The 17,986-nt window shown below is 67.6% G+C and carries 10 protein-coding genes and 3 rRNA genes; 5 read left to right on the top strand and 8 right to left on the bottom strand.

What is annotated here, in order from left to right; all coding sequences use genetic code 11:
* Positions 1-25: 25 nt before the first annotated feature.
* From DEJ48_RS23965 to mtnA, 5 genes are all read right to left on the bottom strand, one after another.
* The gene (locus DEJ48_RS23965) at positions 26-871 is read right to left on the bottom strand and encodes a ComF family protein (RefSeq protein ID WP_150218172.1); all 846 of its coding nucleotides are present in this window, start codon (positions 869-871) and stop codon (positions 26-28) included.
* Positions 872-1,037: 166 nt separating this feature from the next.
* The gene (locus DEJ48_RS23960) at positions 1,038-2,903 is read right to left on the bottom strand and encodes an LpqB family beta-propeller domain-containing protein (protein ID WP_411757476.1); all 1,866 of its coding nucleotides are present in this window, start codon (positions 2,901-2,903) and stop codon (positions 1,038-1,040) included.
* A complete protein-coding gene (mtrB, locus tag DEJ48_RS23955; protein WP_150218170.1) occupies positions 2,893-4,986 on the bottom strand; it encodes an MtrAB system histidine kinase MtrB in 2,094 nt (697 codons plus the stop codon). The genes DEJ48_RS23960 and mtrB overlap by 11 nt, the downstream gene beginning before the upstream one ends.
* 1 nt (position 4,987) lies before the next feature.
* Positions 4,988-5,677, bottom strand: a complete 690-nt coding sequence (gene mtrA / locus DEJ48_RS23950) for a two-component system response regulator MtrA (RefSeq protein ID WP_189176211.1) — start codon at positions 5,675-5,677, stop codon at positions 4,988-4,990.
* A 4-nt stretch (positions 5,678-5,681) separates the two neighbouring features.
* Complete coding sequence (gene mtnA, locus DEJ48_RS23945) at positions 5,682-6,839, bottom strand: S-methyl-5-thioribose-1-phosphate isomerase (protein ID WP_150218168.1); 1,158 nt, start codon at positions 6,837-6,839, stop codon at positions 5,682-5,684.
* A 140-nt stretch (positions 6,840-6,979) separates the two neighbouring features.
* On the opposite strand from mtnA, the gene DEJ48_RS23940 reads away from it, so the two are divergent.
* Genes DEJ48_RS23940 through DEJ48_RS23920 form a run of 5 tightly spaced genes read left to right on the top strand, consistent with a single transcriptional unit; the run spans position 6,980 to position 12,659 of the window.
* The gene (locus tag DEJ48_RS23940; protein WP_150218167.1) at positions 6,980-8,344 is read left to right on the top strand and encodes a hypothetical protein; all 1,365 of its coding nucleotides are present in this window, start codon (positions 6,980-6,982) and stop codon (positions 8,342-8,344) included.
* A 4-nt stretch (positions 8,345-8,348) separates the two neighbouring features.
* Complete coding sequence (locus DEJ48_RS23935; RefSeq protein WP_223832182.1) at positions 8,349-9,074, top strand: DUF4129 domain-containing protein; 726 nt, start codon at positions 8,349-8,351, stop codon at positions 9,072-9,074.
* A complete protein-coding gene (locus DEJ48_RS23930; protein ID WP_150218166.1) occupies positions 9,071-10,363 on the top strand; it encodes a DUF4350 domain-containing protein in 1,293 nt (430 codons plus the stop codon). Before DEJ48_RS23935 ends, DEJ48_RS23930 begins: the two co-directional genes overlap by 4 nt.
* Positions 10,363-11,349 carry an AAA family ATPase gene (locus DEJ48_RS23925; RefSeq protein WP_150218165.1) on the top strand — a complete coding sequence of 329 codons (987 nt, stop codon included), beginning with the start codon at positions 10,363-10,365 and terminating at the stop codon, positions 11,347-11,349. Before DEJ48_RS23930 ends, DEJ48_RS23925 begins: the two co-directional genes overlap by 1 nt.
* On the top strand, positions 11,349-12,659 hold the full coding sequence (locus DEJ48_RS23920; protein WP_150218163.1) for a DUF58 domain-containing protein: 1,311 nt from the start codon (positions 11,349-11,351) through the stop codon (positions 12,657-12,659). Before DEJ48_RS23925 ends, DEJ48_RS23920 begins: the two co-directional genes overlap by 1 nt.
* Positions 12,660-12,765: 106 nt before the next feature.
* On the opposite strand, the gene rrf is transcribed toward DEJ48_RS23920, so the two are convergent.
* The 3 genes from rrf to DEJ48_RS23905 form a co-directional block, all read right to left on the bottom strand.
* A 5S ribosomal RNA gene (gene rrf, locus DEJ48_RS23915) occupies positions 12,766-12,882 on the bottom strand.
* An 87-nt stretch (positions 12,883-12,969) separates the two neighbouring features.
* Positions 12,970-16,092, bottom strand: a 23S ribosomal RNA gene (locus DEJ48_RS23910).
* A 312-nt stretch (positions 16,093-16,404) separates the two neighbouring features.
* Positions 16,405-17,930 (bottom strand): 16S ribosomal RNA (locus DEJ48_RS23905).
* The 16S, 23S and 5S rRNA genes sit together here, the layout of an rRNA operon.
* Between the last annotated feature and the right edge of the window lie 56 nt (positions 17,931-17,986).

The following is a 17,986-nucleotide window of genomic DNA, read 5'->3' as shown; positions in this document are numbered from 1 at the left end:
CACCTGCAACGATGCAAGTTCTCAATCAGTTCCGGTTTATTTCGAAAGAATCCGGTGGTGCGGCGACAACGGCCGCACCGATCGCGTTAACGCAGCTCAATCCGGACCTTCGCACGACCCCCGTTACGGGGTCCCGCACGGCCTCCGCTCCCGTGTCCTGTTCCGTGCATAGAGCACGTAATGCACGGGCGGCCTCCGCCAAAGAGGCACCAGTGGTCATCAGGTCGTCCACGACCACAAAGCGGCCACCACCTCCCAGCAACCGTCCACCGTCGGCGGTCGCCTCCAGGGCACCCGCCAGATTGGCCTGCCGCTGCCGGGAGTCGAGCCCCGACTGGTCGGCCACCGCGTGCCGTTGACGCAGCACCGCGAGCACTCGCGCCGGAACACCTGACCGCCGCAGCTCACCCGCCGCGGCGAACGCGATCCGCCGCGCCGGGTCATGCCCGCGGGCCCGCACAGCGGCCCGCGACGAGGGCACAGGCACGAGCGACACCGGCATCACACGCCCCTGTGGGCCATCCTGAGTGCCGCCTACCCCGCTTCGCGCCCCCGTACCACCCGTAGGCCGGGTTTCGCCCCGCAGAACGGCACACACGGCTCCGGCCAGCGCCACGCCGAGCGGACCGGCCAGCCCGAGGGCGCCGCGCTCCTTGTGCGCGAGCAGCACGGCCCGGCCCGCGTCCTCGTACGGCACGGCCGCGAACACGACCGGCAGCCCCGGCGGCGCCGGATCCGGCCGCACCCGGCGCGGCACCGCCCCGCACAGACCCGCACGGCATTCGGCGCACAGTGCCGCGCGAGGCCTCCCGCAGCCCCCGCACTCGGTCGGCAACACCAGGTCGGTGAAGTCCTGCCACCACCCCCGCATGACCCCACTGTGCCAAGGGCGGGGCGGCGCGACCACCCCTGTGGATAACTGCCTGTGGACAACCGACGAAGCACGTCGACCCAGCCCCGGAGACGGGCCGAACACCCAGGTCGAGGCCGAGGCTGTGGCTGTGGCTGTGGCCGCCGGTCGAGCCCTCTCCAGGACCTCACCCCGGATAGACCGGCGCCAGCCCTTCCTTCACGACCGTCTGCCACTGCGACCCCGTCGGCAGCCGCACGATCCCGTCGTCCGAGTGCGCCACCAACGGCTGCCGCTCGTCCTCGGACGCCGCGATCTCCCTGACCCCGGTCAGGCCGGGCAGCGCGGTGCCGGGAAGCACCGACCCATCGCACTGCACGTACCGGATCTGCTGGACGCCGCCGGTCTCCCGTCCGACCACCACGAGCCGGCTCCCGCCCGCCCACGACATGGCCGTGACCTCCTCCATCTGGGGCGCCGCGGGAGTCGGGTCGAGGACGGAGATCTCGGGCCGGTCGCCCTTGCGCGTGTCACGGTCCGCGCGGCCGATCCACAGGGACGTCTTGTGGTCCTTCTCCACGAGGAAGGCGATCCGCACGCCGTCGGCGGACACCCGCACCTCCCGGATGTGCCCGTCCAGTGCGGGAACCTCGACCTCGACCGGCTCGCCGGAGCCCTGTTCGAGCCAGAGCAGCCGGGGCCGCTTCGGATCCCGGTCGGCCACCCACAGGTTGCCCCTGCCGTCCCAACTGGGCGTGGAGAGGCGGTCCTTCTCCGACTTAGCCTTGCTGCGCAGCCGCACCTTGCCGAGCGGGTCGTCGGCGAGCAGCGACCCCGTGTACAGCGCCTTGCCGTCGAGCGACACCCCCGCCGCACGCTGCTCGTCGCGCGAGACGGCGGCCGAGCGCAGCGGCTGGTCACCGGTGCCGAGGACACCCGTCACCGGCTCGGGGTCGACCGACCCCCCGGCGTTGGCCGACATCCGCACCAGCCGGTGCTTCTCGTCGACGAAGTACTGGTAGCCGGGCCGGTCCGTGCTGGGGTGGGCCGCGACGGTCTCCGCGCGCTCCTGGCTCAGCACGCAGAGCATCGAGCCGTTGGAGCGCTGCAGCGTCACCTGCTCGACCCCCGAAGGCGTCAAGTCCCGCAAGGTGAAGAGCAGCTGGGCCGCCATCTCCTTGCACTTCGTCTGCCCGGTGCCGTCGGACCGGCTGTTCAGCTGCACCGTCAGGCGGTTCTGGTCGTCCAGCGTCAGCGGCTTGTCGGGGTCCTTGAGCTCCGTACCGCTGCGGAAACTCGAAAGCACCACCGGCCGCAGCCAGTTCGTCGGCCCCTCCAGGAGCGTCTTCACCGTCTGCGTCAACGGATCGATGCGCTGGCGGATGTACACGGGGTCCGCGACGAGCCCCGTCCGGCCGCTCACACCCGCCCCCGTGGGCCCCGCGAAGTAGTACTTGTTGACGGACCGGTAGATCCGCTGGAAGTCCGACTCCCCGAGCACCACGCCCGGCGGCGGCTTGTCGATCCGCCACTCGTTCCCGCCCGGGCCGCCGCTCTGGCTGAGGTGCACGGACTGCGTGTACGGCGCGTCCTCCGGCCGGTACGCGTGCTGGGCGTCGACCCGCGCGACCTGCCGGCCGGTCAGCGAGTACCGGCGGCTGCCGTCGCCTTCGTTGCCCGCGTTGCCCGCGTCCGTGTTGGGGCCGTCGGCGAGCACGGTCGTGGACTCCTCCGGGTCCCACTCCCGCGACGCCCTCTTCGTCAGATACTTCCGCGCCATCGCGAACTGCGGATCATCGCTGGTCAGGGCCTCAAGGAAGCCCTGCACGATCTCCACGGGCCGGGCGCCCTCGCGCGGCGGCATCGCGTAGACACGGACCTGCGACTGCGAGTCCGGTCGCTGCGAGGCGTCGACGGACTTCAGGTTCCCGCTGTCCGGCATCGAGGCACAGCCCGCCAGGAGCGCGCCGCAGCTGCCCAGCACGAGTCCGGTGCGCAGCACACGTCCGCGGCCCGCACGGCGGCTGCGCCGCCTGTCGTGGTCAGCGCCCACGCGTGTTCCCCTCTTCCCTGTCCGGGCCCGCGTTCGGCCCCGACTCCTCGGCACCGCCCCCACGCGTCCCGTTCGCCCCACCCGGCTCACCGCCCGGCTCACCGTCCACCGGCCGACGCGGCACGACCCTCGACCCGTTGCCGGGCAGCGCCGTCGGGTCGACGGGGCCCGCGTGCAGAAGGCGCGGAGGTATCGGACCCTTCGCCGGCACGGGCGGCGAGACCCTCTCGGACGCCGCCGCGGCCGCCTGCGCGGGCACCGTGGCCAGCTTGCCCGGGCCCCCGTCGGGCAGCCCGGCGTCGTTCAGACCGCGGTGCCTGCGCGAGTCGTCGGGCTCCAGCGGTATCGGCGAACCCCGCAGCGGCTCGTCCGCCGTCCTCGGCAACGTGAGCCTGAACTGCGACCCCCCGCCCGGCTCGCCCCACGCCTGCAGCCAGCCGCCGTGCAGCCGCGCGTCCTCCAGGGCGATGGAAAGACCGAGCCCCGTACCACCAGTGGTACGCGCGCGTGCCGGATCCGCCCGCCAGAAGCGGCTGAACACCCGCGTCGCCTCGCCGGGCTTCAGACCCACTCCGTAGTCCCGCACCGCGACGGCCACCGCACCGCCCGCGGCGGCGAGCCGCACCACGACGTCCTTGCCCTCGCCGTGCTCCACCGCGTTGACGACGAGGTTGCGCAGCACCCGCTCCACACGCCGCGCGTCGGCCTCGGCGACCACGGGCTGCTGATCCCCCACGACCCTTATGTGCGTGCCCTTGCGCTCGGCGAGCATCTCCGCACCGCCGACCACCCGGCGCACGACCTCCCGGAGGTCTATCGCCTCGGCCTCGAGCGCCGCCGCCCCCGCGTCGAACCTGCTGATCTCCAGCAGATCGGCGAGCAGCGACTCGAACCGGTCCAGCTGATCGGCGAGCAGCTCGGCCGACCGCGCGGTCACCGGATCGAAGTCGACCCGCGCCTCGTGAATGACGTCGGCGGCCATCCGTACCGTCGTCAACGGCGTCCGCAGCTCGTGCGACACGTCGGACACGAACCGTCGCTGCATCCGCGACAGCTCCTCCAACTGCTGGATCTTCAGCTGCAGGTTCTGCGCCATCTTGTTGAAGGCCTCACCGAGGCGCGCGATGTCGTCCTCGCCGGTGACCTTCATACGCTCCTGGAGGCGCCCGGCGGAGAGCCGCTCGGCGATGCCCGCGGCCATCCGGACCGGCGTGACGACCTGGCGCACCACCAGCCACGCGATGGCCCCGAGGAGCACCACGACGAACAGCCCGGCGGTCGCGAGGGTCGTCCTGACCAGGTTCAGCGACTCCTCCTCCTGCGTCAGCGGAAAGAGGTAGTACAGCTGGTACGGATCGCCGTTGAGATCATTGAGGCGCTTGCCGATCACCAGCCCCGACTGCGGCTCCCTGCCGTCGTCGTAGATGATCCGCGTATTGGCCTGGTAGACGCCCGTGCCGTTGTCGACCTGGCGGCGCAGCTCCTCCGGCACGCTCAGGATCGGCTCCACACCGCCCGACGCACGCGAGCCCCGTACGCTCCCGGAGTCGCCCGCGGAGGTCGGGCTCAGCGTCACGACGGCGAAGGCGTTCTGCCCGCCGCTGGAAAGCTGCTCGACGAGGTCGGACATCCACACGGCGGCATTGCGCCCGTCAGCCGTGCTCCCGTCCTGCCCCTGTCCCTGCCCCGCGCTCTGCCGCGCGGCGTTCACGCTGTCCTGCGCGGCCCGGAAACCACCGTCGGCCTGGCTCTGCGACGCCTTCACCTTGGCCTTGAGCAGGCCGTTGTTCACCGAGCTCATGACGGCGAAACCCAGCATGAGCACCACGCCGAGCGACATCAGCAAGGTCGTCGCGACGACCTTCAGCTGGATGTTGCGCCGCCACAGCCGCACAGCGGGCAGCAGAGGACGGCGCACCCAGCGCACGAAGAGCCGGAGCACAGGACTGCCCTGCACCCCGCCCTGCAGCAGCAACCCGCCGTCGACGAGCCGCCCGAACCCGGACGAGCGCCGCCCCGGTCCAGTCCGCCCCGAGCGAGCCCCCGAACCCCCGGGAGTCGTGGGAGAACTGTCCCGGGACATGTCAGCTCGGTCCGGCCTTGTAACCGACACCACGGACGGTCACCACGATCTCCGGCCGCTCCGGGTCCCGCTCGACCTTGGACCGGAGCCGCTGGACGTGCACGTTAACCAGCCGGGTGTCCGCCGCGTGCCGGTAGCCCCAGACCTGCTCGAGCAGCACCTCACGCGTGAACACCTGCCACGGCTTGCGCGCCAGCGCCACCAGCAGGTCGAACTCCAGCGGCGTCAGCGCGATCGACTGCCCGTCCCGCTTCACGGAGTGCCCCGCCACATCGATGACCAGGTCACCGATGGCCAGCTGCTCGGGAGCGGGCTCCTCCGACCTCCGCAGCCGCGCCCGGATCCGGGCCACCAGCTCCTTCGGCTTGAACGGCTTGACGATGTAGTCATCCGCCCCCGACTCCAGACCGACCACCACGTCGACGGTGTCGCTCTTGGCCGTGAGCATCACGATCGGCACTCCGGACTCCGCCCTGATCAGGCGGCACACCTCGATGCCGTCACGCCCCGGCAGCATCAAGTCGAGCAGCACAAGATCAGGCTTGGCCTCCCGAAAAGCGGCCAGCGCCTTGTCGCCATCAGCTACGAACGACGGCTCAAAACCTTCACCACGCAGCACAATCCCGAGCATCTCGGCCAGTGCGGTGTCGTCGTCGACGACAAGGACTCGTCCCTTCATGCCTGACATCATCCCATTAGCTAATCGTTACCTGGCGTGACCTGGCACACAGCTCGGCAAGGCCCTCTGCTGTCACAGGTGACAGAACGCCCTCTTCCGTGACGATCGCCGTCACCAACTCGGGTGGCGTCACGTCGAACGCCGGGTTGTACGCCTGCGTCCCCAGGGGCGCCACCGGTATCCCGCCCCCCGCTTCCATTCCGATCACCGGCACGTACGGCGCCGTGACCTCCGTCACTTCATGCCCACCCCGCTGCTCCACCTCGATGGCCGCCCCGTCCGGGGTGCCCGGGTCCACGGTCGTCACCGGAGCCACCACGATGAACGGCACGTGGTGATATCGCGCCAGCACGGCGAGCGGATAGCTCCCCACCTTGTTCGCCACCGAACCGTCGGCCGCGATGCGGTCGGCACCGATCAGCACGGCATCCACCTCTCCCGCCGCGAACAGCGAACCCGCCGCGTTGTCCGTGAGCAAGGTGTACGCCATTCCGTTCCGCGCCGCCTCATAAGCGGTGAGCCTCGCCCCCTGGAGCAGCGGCCGCGTCTCGTCCACCCACAGCCTGCGCAGCCTCCCCTCCCGGTGCGCCTTGAGCGCCACCGCGAACGCCGTGCCCTCCCCTCCGGAGACAAGCGCCCCCGTGTTGCAGTGCGTCAGGATCCGATGCCCGCCACCGGGCAGCAGTTCGTCGAGCAGCGCCAGACCGTGCGCCGCCATCCTCGTGCTCGCCTCGGCGTCCTCGGCGTGCAGCGCTCGCGCCGCCTCGAGCGCGGCACCCGCCGCCCGCTGCGGATCGGCACCACCCGCCACCGCTGTGCGGTACGCGGCCTGGGCCCGGCGCGCCCCGTAGGCAAGGTTGACCGCGGTGGGCCGCGCCCCCGCCAGCGAGTCCGCCGCCTCGTCCACGTCGAAGCCCCGCACCGCGGCCAGCGCGACGCCGTACGCCCCCGCGATGCCCAGGAGCGGCGCTCCTCGCACCGCGAGCCTCCGGATCGCGTCCACCAGGGCCGGTGCGTCGGTGCACACCAGCTCGATCTCCTCGCCCGGCAGCCTGGTCTGGTCGAGGAGGACCAGAACGGGGCCTTCGGGTGGGTCGTCCCAACGGATCGCGGGAACCGCGGGGATCTCGGTCGGCCGTTTGTCCTCGCTCGATTGCGCGTACTGATCAGCCATCCGCCCAGTCTGCCCCGTACCCGGCGGACAATTGAAGGTGTCCAGCCACTACGGCGGCCGGTCACCTCGCGGGCACCCCGTGGCACGATGGCTGGCAACCTGCCGCCGCACCCGCGGACGGGCACCTTGAAGGAGCGACGATGAACGACACTCCGGGCTGGGCCTCGCCCGGATCTGCCCCCTCCGAAGGATCCGAAGGACAGGACTCCGGCAAGCCGGACGCCGCCCGTCCCGCGGACGCCGCGCCCGGCAGCGCCGGAACCGGAGACGCCGGCCGCCAGGACGGCCCGTCCAAGTGGTCCAAGGAGCAGCCGCCGCCCGCCCAGTGGTCCCCGCCCAGCGAGCCGGTCCCGGGCCAGACACCGCCTCCGCCGCCCCCTCCGCCCGGCCAGGGCGGCGGCTGGGGCTGGGGCGGCCCTCCCCAGGGTCCCGGAGGCCCCATGGGCCCCGGTGGTCCGGGCGCTCCGGGTGGTCCTGGCGGCTACCGCGGCTGGGGAGCCTGGCAGGGCCCCCCGCCCGCCGCGAAGCCCGGCGTCATCCCGCTCCGCCCGCTCGGCGTCGGCGAGATCCTCGACGGCGCGGTGTCGACCATGCGCGCCCACTGGCGCACGGTGCTCGGCATCTCCCTGTCCGTGGCGGTGCTCACGGAGATCGTCGTCGTCCTCCTCCAGGGCCTCGTCCTCAACGAGTCCGTCGACACCGAAGCCCTCGACGACCCGAGCGCCACCGTCGGCGAACTGACCCGCGCCATGGGCGACACGATGCTCAGCTCCGGCGTCGTCCTCCTCGTCACCCTGCTCGGCACGATCGTCGCGACGGCCCTGCTCACGATGGTCACCAGCCGCGCGGTGCTCGGTAAGTCGGTGACCATCTCCGAGGCCTGGCAGGACTCCCGCCCGCAGCTGGCCAAGCTCTTCGGCCTGACCCTCCTCATCCCGCTCATCGCCGTCGCCATCATCGCCGTCGGCACCCTGCCCGGCCTGCTGATCGCCCTGGGCGGTGCGTCCGAGGCCGGAGCCAGCCTCGCCGTGCTCGGCGGTCTCGGCGCGGGCGTCGCCGCCCTGTGGATCGTGGTCCGGCTCTCCCTGTCCTCCCCGGCCCTCATGCTGGAGAAGCAGGGCATCAAGAAGTCCCTCACCCGCTCCGCCAAGCTGGTCCACGGCTCCTGGTGGCGGGTCTTCGGCATCCAGCTGCTCGCGGCGATCATCGCGAACGTCGTGGCGTCGATCATCGTCATCCCGTTCACGTTCATCGCCGGCGCGGTCAGCGGCGACGGCGTCACCGGTTTCCTCGACAGCACCGGAGAACTCGGCTGGACGTTCCTGATCGTCAGCGGCGTCGGCTCCGTCATCGGCTCCATGCTGACGTTCCCTATCACGGCCGGAGTCACCGTGCTCCTCTACATCGACCAGCGCATCCGCCGCGAGGCCCTCGACCTCGAACTCGCCCGCGCCGCCGGCCTCCCCGGCCACGGCCCCACCCCGCCCGGCGCCTCGGGGAGCTGATGCGGTGACCGCGGCGGGGGCAGTACTCAGAGGGCTCGGCGCGGCGCCGCTCCTGCCGCGCACCGGCGACGAGCCACCGGTGACGATCCCGCGCGACCCCGCGCGGGAAGCCGCCGAACGCGAACTGTCCAAGCCGATGTACCACGAGAACGACCCCGGCCTCTTCGAGCGCGCCCTGAACCGCTTCTGGGGCTGGGTCGACGACCTGTTCTCCGCCGCCTCGGGGGCCACCCCGGGCGGCGCGCTGGGCCTCCTGGTCATCGTGCTGGCCGTACTGCTCCTGGCCGCCGCCCTGTGGTGGCGCCTCGGCTCCCCCCGCCGAGCCGCCACCTCGGCCCCGGCCCTCTTCGACGACCGCCCCCGCAGCGCGGCGGAACACCGCGCCGCCTCCGAGGCACACGCCGCCCGGGCCCACTGGAACCAGGCCGTCCAGGAACGCATGCGCGCCGTCGTCCGCGCACTGGAGGAACGCGCGCTCCTGGACCCCCGCCCGGGCCGCACCGCCGACGAAGCCGCAGCCGAGGCAGGCCGCACCCTCCCCTCCCACACCGACCGACTCCGCTCCGCCGCCCACGCGTTCGACGACGTCACATACGGCGGCCGCACCGCCGACGAACCGGCATACCTCCGCCTCGCCGAACTCGACCGCGACCTGGAGACCACCAAACCGGTCCTGACCAGCACCGCCCACACCACACCGAGCAACAGCTCCCAGGGGGCCGCCGAATGACCGGCCCCACCCCCTCCACCGGCTCGCGCCGCCCTTCGCCGGCCGCCCCCACGACACCCACCACGCCACAACAGCCGACGCCCCCACCCTCCGGGCCCCCGGCCTCGACCTCGGCCTCGACGTCGATCTCCCCCACGCCCCGCCAGCTCTGGACCCGCTCCCGAGGCATCGTCCTCGCCCTGGTGATCCTGCTGGCGACCGCCGTCGTCATCGCCGCGGTTCGCTCCGGCACCGAGCACGGCCGCCTCGACCCCCGCTCCGCCGACCCCCGCGGAAGCCGCGCCGTCGCCGAACTCCTCGCCGACCGGGGCGTGTCCACGCGCGTGGTCACCAGCTCCGAAGAGGCCCGCTCCGCGACCGGCCCCGACACGACTCTCCTCGTCGCCGACCCCGACGTGCTCACCGCACGCCAACGCTCCCGCCTCCACACGGCCACCGAGGACGCCGGAGGCCGCACCGTCCTCGTCGCCCCGAGCACCCGCTCCATCGGCACCCTCGCCCCCGGCGTCACCGCGGACGGCACCACCAGCGCCGACTCCACGCTCTCCCCCGACTGCTCCCTCCCGGCCGCCCGCCGCGCGGGCCCCGCCGACATGGGCGGAATCCGCTACGACACCCTCGCCCCCGACGCCGAGGCCTGCTACCTCAGCGATGGTCTGCCCAGCCTGCTCCATCTCCCCGCCCCCCGCGGAAAGGGCGACACCGTCGTCCTCGGCGCCCCCGACATCCTCTACAACGACCGCCTCGACCAGCAGGGCAACGCCTCACTCGCCCTGCAACTCCTCGGTTCCCGCCCCCACTTGGTCTGGTATCTCCCGTCCCTCTCCGACGACCGGGCAGCCAATGGATCCGAACGCCGCAGCTTCTTCGACCTGATCCCCTCCGGCTGGCTCTGGGGCACCCTGCAACTCACCATCGCCGCCGCACTCGCCGCCCTGTGGCGCGCCCGCCGCTTCGGCCCCCTCGTCGCAGAACGCCTCCCCGTCGTCATCCGCGCCTCGGAAGCAGTCGAGGGACGCGCCCGCCTCTACCGCAAGGTGAACGCCCGCGACCGCGCAGCCGCCGCCCTGCGCACCGCCGCCCGCACCCGCCTCGCCTCCCTCGTCGGCGTACCCCACACCCAGGCGCACGCGCCCGAAACCCTGATCCCCGCGCTCTCCTCCCGCCGCCACACCCCCGGCCAGGACCTGCACCCCCTCCTCTTCGGGCCACCTCCCGCCGACGACGCAGCACTCATCACCCTCGCCGACCAACTCGACGCCCTCGAAAGAGAGGTACGCCACTCATGATGGACCCGACCACTGACAACGGGCCCACCGGAGCTTCCCGCAGCCCACGCGCTTCCCTCGAAGCCCTGCGCGCCGAGATCTCCAAGGCCGTGGTCGGCCAGGACCCCGCCGTCACCGGACTCGTCGTCGCCCTCCTCTGCCGCGGCCATGTCCTACTAGAAGGAGTCCCCGGGGTGGCCAAAACGTTGCTCGTCCGCGCCCTCGCATCGAGCCTCGAACTGGACACCAAGCGCGTCCAGTTCACTCCCGACCTCATGCCGAGCGACATCACGGGCTCCCTCGTCTACGACGCCCGCACCACCGAGTTCTCCTTCCAGCCCGGCCCGGTCTTCACCAACCTCCTGCTGGCCGACGAAATCAACCGCACCCCGCCGAAGACCCAGTCCTCGCTCCTCGAAGCGATGGAAGAACGCCAGGTCACCGTCGACGGCACCCCGCGCCCGCTCCCCGAGCCCTTCCTCGTCGCCGCCACCCAGAACCCGGTCGAGTACGAAGGCACGTACCCCCTCCCCGAGGCCCAACTGGACCGCTTCCTCCTCAAACTGACGGTCCCTCTCCCTTCCCGCCAGGACGAGATCGATGTCCTCACCCGGCACGCGGAGGGCTTCAACCCGCGTGATCTGCACGCCGCCGGCGTACGCCCCGTGGCGGGCGCCGCCGACCTGGAAGCCGCACGCACCGACGTCGCGAAGACCTCCATCTCCCCCGAGATCACCGCGTACGTCGTCGACATCTGCCGCGCCACCAGGGAATCCCCTTCCCTCACCCTCGGCGTCTCCCCCCGAGGCGCCACGGCCCTGCTCTCCACGGCTCGCGCCTGGGCCTGGCTCACCGGCCGCGACTACGTCATCCCCGACGACGTCAAAGCTCTCGCCCTCCCCACCCTCCGCCACCGGATCCAGCTCCGCCCGGAAGCCGAGATGGAGGGCGTCACGGCCGACTCCGTCATCAACGCGATCCTCGCCCACGTCCCGGTCCCCCGCTGATGGCACTCACCGGACGCGCCGCCCTCCTGGCGGCCCTGGGCACACTCCCCGTCGGCTTCTGGGCCCCCGGCTGGACCGGCATCCTCGCCGTGAACGCCCCCCTGGCACTGGCCTGCGCCTGCGACTTCGCCCTGGCCACTCCGGTACGCCGCCTCGGCCTGACCCGCTCCGGTGATACGTCCGTACGTCTGGGAGAGACCGCCGACGTCGACCTCACCGTCACCAATCCCTCGGGCCGCGCCCTGCGCGCCGACCTCCGCGACGCCTGGCCCCCGAGCACCTGGCAGCCCGGAACTGAGATCACCGCTTCCCGCCACCGCCTGGCCATCCCGCCGGGCGAACGCCGCCGCCTCACCACTCGCCTGCAGCCGACTCGCCGAGGCGACCACGAGGCCGACCGCGTAACAGTCCGCTCGTACGGCCCCTTGGGCCTCTTCACCCGACAGGGCAGCCACAAGGTCCCCTGGTCCCTGCGCGTCCTGCCCCCGTTCACCAGCCGGAAGCACCTGCCCTCCAAACTGGCTCGCCTGCGAGAACTCGACGGCCGCACCAGCGTGCTTACGCGCGGCCAGGGCACGGAATTCGACAGCCTCCGCGAGTACGTCCCCGGTGACGACACCCGCTCCATCGACTGGCGCGCCACCGCCCGCCATTCCAGCGTCGCGGTCCGCACCTGGCGCCCTGAACGCGACCGCCACATCCTCATCGTCCTGGACACGGGCCGTACGTCGGCCGGCCGCGTGGGCGACGCCCCACGTCTCGACGCTTCCATGGACGCGGCCCTGCTCCTCGCAACCCTCGCTTCCCGCGCCGGCGACCGCGTGGACCTCCTCGCCTACGACCGCCGAGTACGCGCCCTGGTGCAGGGCCGCTCCGCCGGAGACATACTCCCTTCCATGGTTGACGCCCTGTCGACCCTGGAGCCGGAGCTCGTGGAAACAGACGCTCGCACCTTGACCTCAACGGCTCTCCGCACCGCCCCCCGGGCTTCCTTGGTCGTACTGCTCACCAGCCTCGACACGGCCCCCATCGAGGAGGGGCTCCTCCCTGTCCTCCCCCGCCTGACGAAACGACACAAGGTCGTGGTGGCCTCGGTCGCCGACCCTCACATCGAGGAAATGGCAACCGCCCGCGGAACGACGGAAGCGGTCTACGACGCGGCCTCAGCTGCCCAGGCCCAATCGGAACGCCACCGCACAGCAGAACAACTCAGGAACCGCGGCGTCACGGTCGTGGACGCCACGCCGCAGGCTCTGGCCCCCGCTCTGGCTGACGCGTATTTGGCCCTCAAATCAGCGGGCCGCCTTTAAGTAATTGCATGGGAAGCCGGCACCCTTGAGAAAAGAGGAAGCCGAAAACCACCCCATAACGCAGAAAACCCCCGCACCATACGGTGCGGGGGTTTTCCCAAAAAAAGTTCGGCGGCGTCCTACTCTCCCACAGGGTCCCCCCTGCAGTACCATCGGCGCTGTGAGGCTTAGCTTCCGGGTTCGGAATGTAACCGGGCGTTTCCCTCACGCTATGACCACCGAAACACTATGAAACTGTCAACCGCACCATGCGTGACCTTGCATGGGGTTGTTCGTGGTTTCAGAACCAACACAGTGGACGCGAGCAACTGAGGACAAGCCCTCGGCCTATTAGTACCAGTCACCTCCACCCGTTACCGGGCTTCCAGATCTGGCCTATCAACCCAGTCGTCTACTGGGAGCCTTAACCCCTCAAAGGGGGTGGGAATACTCATCTCGAAGCAGGCTTCCCGCTTAGATGCTTTCAGCGGTTATCCTTTCCGAACGTAGCCAACCAGCCATGCCCTTGGCAGGACAACTGGCACACCAGAGGTTCGTCCGTCCCGGTCCTCTCGTACTAGGGACAGCCCTTCTCAATATTCCTACGCGCACAGAGGATAGGGACCGAACTGTCTCACGACGTTCTAAACCCAGCTCGCGTACCGCTTTAATGGGCGAACAGCCCAACCCTTGGGACCGACTCCAGCCCCAGGATGCGACGAGCCGACATCGAGGTGCCAAACCATCCCGTCGATATGGACTCTTGGGGAAGATCAGCCTGTTATCCCCGGGGTACCTTTTATCCGTTGAGCGACGGCGCTTCCACAAGCCACCGCCGGATCACTAGTCCCGACTTTCGTCCCTGCTCGACCCGTCGGTCTCACAGTCAAGCTCCCTTGTGCACTTACACTCAACACCTGATTACCAACCAGGCTGAGGGAACCTTTGGGCGCCTCCGTTACTCTTTGGGAGGCAACCGCCCCAGTTAAACTACCCATCAGACACTGTCCCTGATCCGGATCACGGACCGAGGTTAGACATCCAGCACGACCAGAGTGGTATTTCAACGTTGACTCCACGAACACTGGCGTGCCCGCTTCAAAGTCTCCCACCTATCCTACACAAGCCGAACCGAACACCAATATCAAACTGTAGTAAAGGTCCCGGGGTCTTTCCGTCCTTCTGCGCGAAACGAGCATCTTTACTCGTAGTGCAATTTCACCGGGCCTATGGTTGAGACAGTCGAGAAGTCGTTACGCCATTCGTGCAGGTCGGAACTTACCCGACAAGGAATTTCGCTACCTTAGGATGGTTATAGTTACCACCGCCGTTTACTGGCGCTTAAGTTCTCAGCTTCGCACGCCCGAAAGCGCACTAACCGGTCCCCTTAACGTTCCAGCACCGGGCAGGCGTCAGTCCGTATACATCGCCTTACGGCTTCGCACGGACCTGTGTTTTTAGTAAACAGTCGCTTCTCGCTGGTCTCTGCGGCCACCCCCAGCTCACGGAGTAAATCCGATCACCAGGAATGGCCCCCCTTCTCCCGAAGTTACGGGGGCATTTTGCCGAGTTCCTTAACCATAGTTCACCCGAACGCCTCGGTATTCTCTACCTGACCACCTGAGTCGGTTTAGGGTACGGGCCGCCATGAAACTCGCTAGAGGCTTTTCTCGACAGCATAGGATCATCCACTTCACCACAATCGGCTCGGCATCAGGTCTCACCCTCATGTCATCCGGATTTACCTAGATGACGGGCTACACCCTTACCCCGGGACAACCACCGCCCGGGCTGGACTACCTTCCTGCGTCACCCCATCACTCACCTACTACAAGTCTGGTTCGTCGGCTCCACCACTTCCCTCAACTCCGAAGAGATCGGGACGGCTTCACGGACTTAGCATCGCCTGATTCGATGTTTGACGCTTCACAGCGGGTACCGGAATATCAACCGGTTATCCATCGACTACGCCTGTCGGCCTCGCCTTAGGTCCCGACTTACCCTGGGCAGATCAGCTTGACCCAGGAACCCTTAGTCAATCGGCGCACACGTTTCTCACGTATGTATCGCTACTCATGCCTGCATTCTCACTCGTGAACCGTCCACCACTGCCTTCCGGCGCAGCTTCACCCGGCACACGACGCTCCCCTACCCATCCCAGCACCCGTTGGGGCTTACTGCTGGAATGACACGACTTCGGCGGTACGCTTGAGCCCCGCTACATTGTCGGCGCGGAATCACTAGACCAGTGAGCTATTACGCACTCTTTCAAGGGTGGCTGCTTCTAAGCCAACCTCCTGGTTGTCTCTGCGACTCCACATCCTTTCCCACTTAGCGTACGCTTAGGGGCCTTAGTCGATGCTCTGGGCTGTTTCCCTCTCGACCATGGAGCTTATCCCCCACAGTCTCACTGCCGTGCTCTCACTTACCGGCATTCGGAGTTTGGCTAAGGTCAGTAACCCGGTAGGGCCCATCGCCTATCCAGTGCTCTACCTCCGGCAAGAAACACACGACGCTGCACCTAAATGCATTTCGGGGAGAACCAGCTATCACGGAGTTTGATTGGCCTTTCACCCCTAACCACAGGTCATCCCCCAGGTTTTCAACCCTGGTGGGTTCGGTCCTCCACGACCTCTTACAGCCGCTTCAACCTGCCCATGGCTAGATCACTCCGCTTCGGGTCTTGAGCGCGCTACTATGTCGCCCTATTCGGACTCGCTTTCGCTACGGCTTCCCCACACGGGTTAACCTCGCAACACACCGCAAACTCGCAGGCTCATTCTTCAAAAGGCACGCAGTCACGAGGATGAAGCAAGCTCCATCCCGACGCTCCCACGGCTTGTAGGCACACGGTTTCAGGTACTATTTCACTCCGCTCCCGCGGTACTTTTCACCATTCCCTCACGGTACTATCCGCTATCGGTCACCAGGGAATATTTAGGCTTAACGGGTGGTCCCGCCAGATTCACACGGGATTTCTCGGGCCCCGTGCTACTTGGGTGTCTCTCAAACGAGCCGCTGACGTTTCGACTACGGGGGTCTTACCCTCTACGCCGGACCTTTCGCATGTCCTTCGTCTACATCAACGGTTTCTGACTCGTCTCACAGCCGGCAGACTGTAAAAGAGAGATCCCACAACCCCGTATGCGCAACCCCTGCCGGGTCTCACACGCATACGGTTTGGCCTCATCCGGTTTCGCTCGCCACTACTCCCGGAATCACGGTTGTTTTCTCTTCCTGCGGGTACTGAGATGTTTCACTTCCCCGCGTTCCCTCCACACTGCCTATGTGTTCAGCAGCGGGTGACAGCCCATGACGACTGCCGGGTTTCCCCATTCGGAAACCCCCGGATCAAAGCCTGGTTGACGACTCCCCGGGGACTATCGTGGCCTCCCACGTCCTTCATCGGTTCCTGGTGCCAAGGCATCCACCGTGCGCCCTTAAAAACTTGGCCACAGATGCTCGCGTCCACTGTGCAGTTCTCAAACAACGACCAACCACCCATCACCCCGGACCAGTAGCCCGAGTGCACTGGGGTCGGCACTGAAGGCAGCCGAAAACCGGCCGTACCTTCAGATACCCAACAGCGTGCCCGACACCCTTACCGCTTCCCTCAACGCTCCACGCTCTGACGAGCAGTACTAGAAGGAGAAGACGATCAAGTGTGCCGAGTAGTCAACGTTCCACCCATGAGCAACCAGCATCAGACATTCGCTGATGTACTGGCCTCTGAACCAAGCAAGCTTGGCTTAGAAGTGCTCCTTAGAAAGGAGGTGATCCAGCCGCACCTTCCGGTACGGCTACCTTGTTACGACTTCGTCCCAATCGCCAGTCCCACCTTCGACAGCTCCCTCCCACAAGGGGTTGGGCCACCGGCTTCGGGTGTTACCGACTTTCGTGACGTGACGGGCGGTGTGTACAAGGCCCGGGAACGTATTCACCGCAGCAATGCTGATCTGCGATTACTAGCAACTCCAACTTCATGGGGTCGAGTTGCAGACCCCAATCCGAACTGAGACCGACTTTTTGAGATTCGCTCCACCTCACGGTATCGCAGCTCATTGTATCGGCCATTGTAGCACGTGTGCAGCCCAAGACATAAGGGGCATGATGACTTGACGTCGTCCCCACCTTCCTCCGAGTTGACCCCGGCGGTCTCCTGTGAGTCCCCATCACCCCGAAGGGCATGCTGGCAACACAGAACAAGGGTTGCGCTCGTTGCGGGACTTAACCCAACATCTCACGACACGAGCTGACGACAGCCATGCACCACCTGTACACCGACCACAAGGGGGGCACTATCTCTAATGCTTTCCGGTGTATGTCAAGCCTTGGTAAGGTTCTTCGCGTTGCGTCGAATTAAGCCACATGCTCCGCTGCTTGTGCGGGCCCCCGTCAATTCCTTTGAGTTTTAGCCTTGCGGCCGTACTCCCCAGGCGGGGAACTTAATGCGTTAGCTGCGGCACCGACGACGTGGAATGTCGCCAACACCTAGTTCCCACCGTTTACGGCGTGGACTACCAGGGTATCTAATCCTGTTCGCTCCCCACGCTTTCGCTCCTCAGCGTCAGTAATGGCCCAGAGATCCGCCTTCGCCACCGGTGTTCCTCCTGATATCTGCGCATTTCACCGCTACACCAGGAATTCCGATCTCCCCTACCACACTCTAGCTAGCCCGTATCGACTGCAGACTCGGGGTTAAGCCCCGAGCTTTCACAATCGACGTGACAAGCCGCCTACGAGCTCTTTACGCCCAATAATTCCGGACAACGCTTGCGCCCTACGTATTACCGCGGCTGCTGGCACGTAGTTAGCCGGCGCTTCTTCTGCAGGTACCGTCACTTTCGCTTCTTCCCTGCTGAAAGAGGTTTACAACCCGAAGGCCGTCATCCCTCACGCGGCGTCGCTGCATCAGGCTTTCGCCCATTGTGCAATATTCCCCACTGCTGCCTCCCGTAGGAGTCTGGGCCGTGTCTCAGTCCCAGTGTGGCCGGTCGCCCTCTCAGGCCGGCTACCCGTCGTCGCCTTGGTGAGCTTCTACCTCACCAACAAGCTGATAGGCCGCGGGCTCATCCTTCACCGCCGGAGCTTTCAACCTTCCCCCATGCGAGGGAAGGTGTTATCCGGTATTAGACCCCGTTTCCAGGGCTTGTCCCAGAGTGAAGGGCAGATTGCCCACGTGTTACTCACCCGTTCGCCACTAATCCACCCCGAAGGGCTTCATCGTTCGACTTGCATGTGTTAAGCACGCCGCCAGCGTTCGTCCTGAGCCAGGATCAAACTCTCCGTGAATGTGTACCGGTAATCCGGTGCTCACACACGAGAGCGGAACGGTCGGGAGGAATAAT

The sequence above is a fragment of the Streptomyces venezuelae genome, assembly GCF_008642315.1.
In the GTDB taxonomy this organism is placed as follows: Bacteria; Actinomycetota; Actinomycetes; order Streptomycetales; family Streptomycetaceae; genus Streptomyces; species Streptomyces venezuelae_D.
The sequence above is the reverse complement of the archived record's forward strand: the minus strand, read 5'-3'. Positions and strand labels throughout refer to the sequence as shown.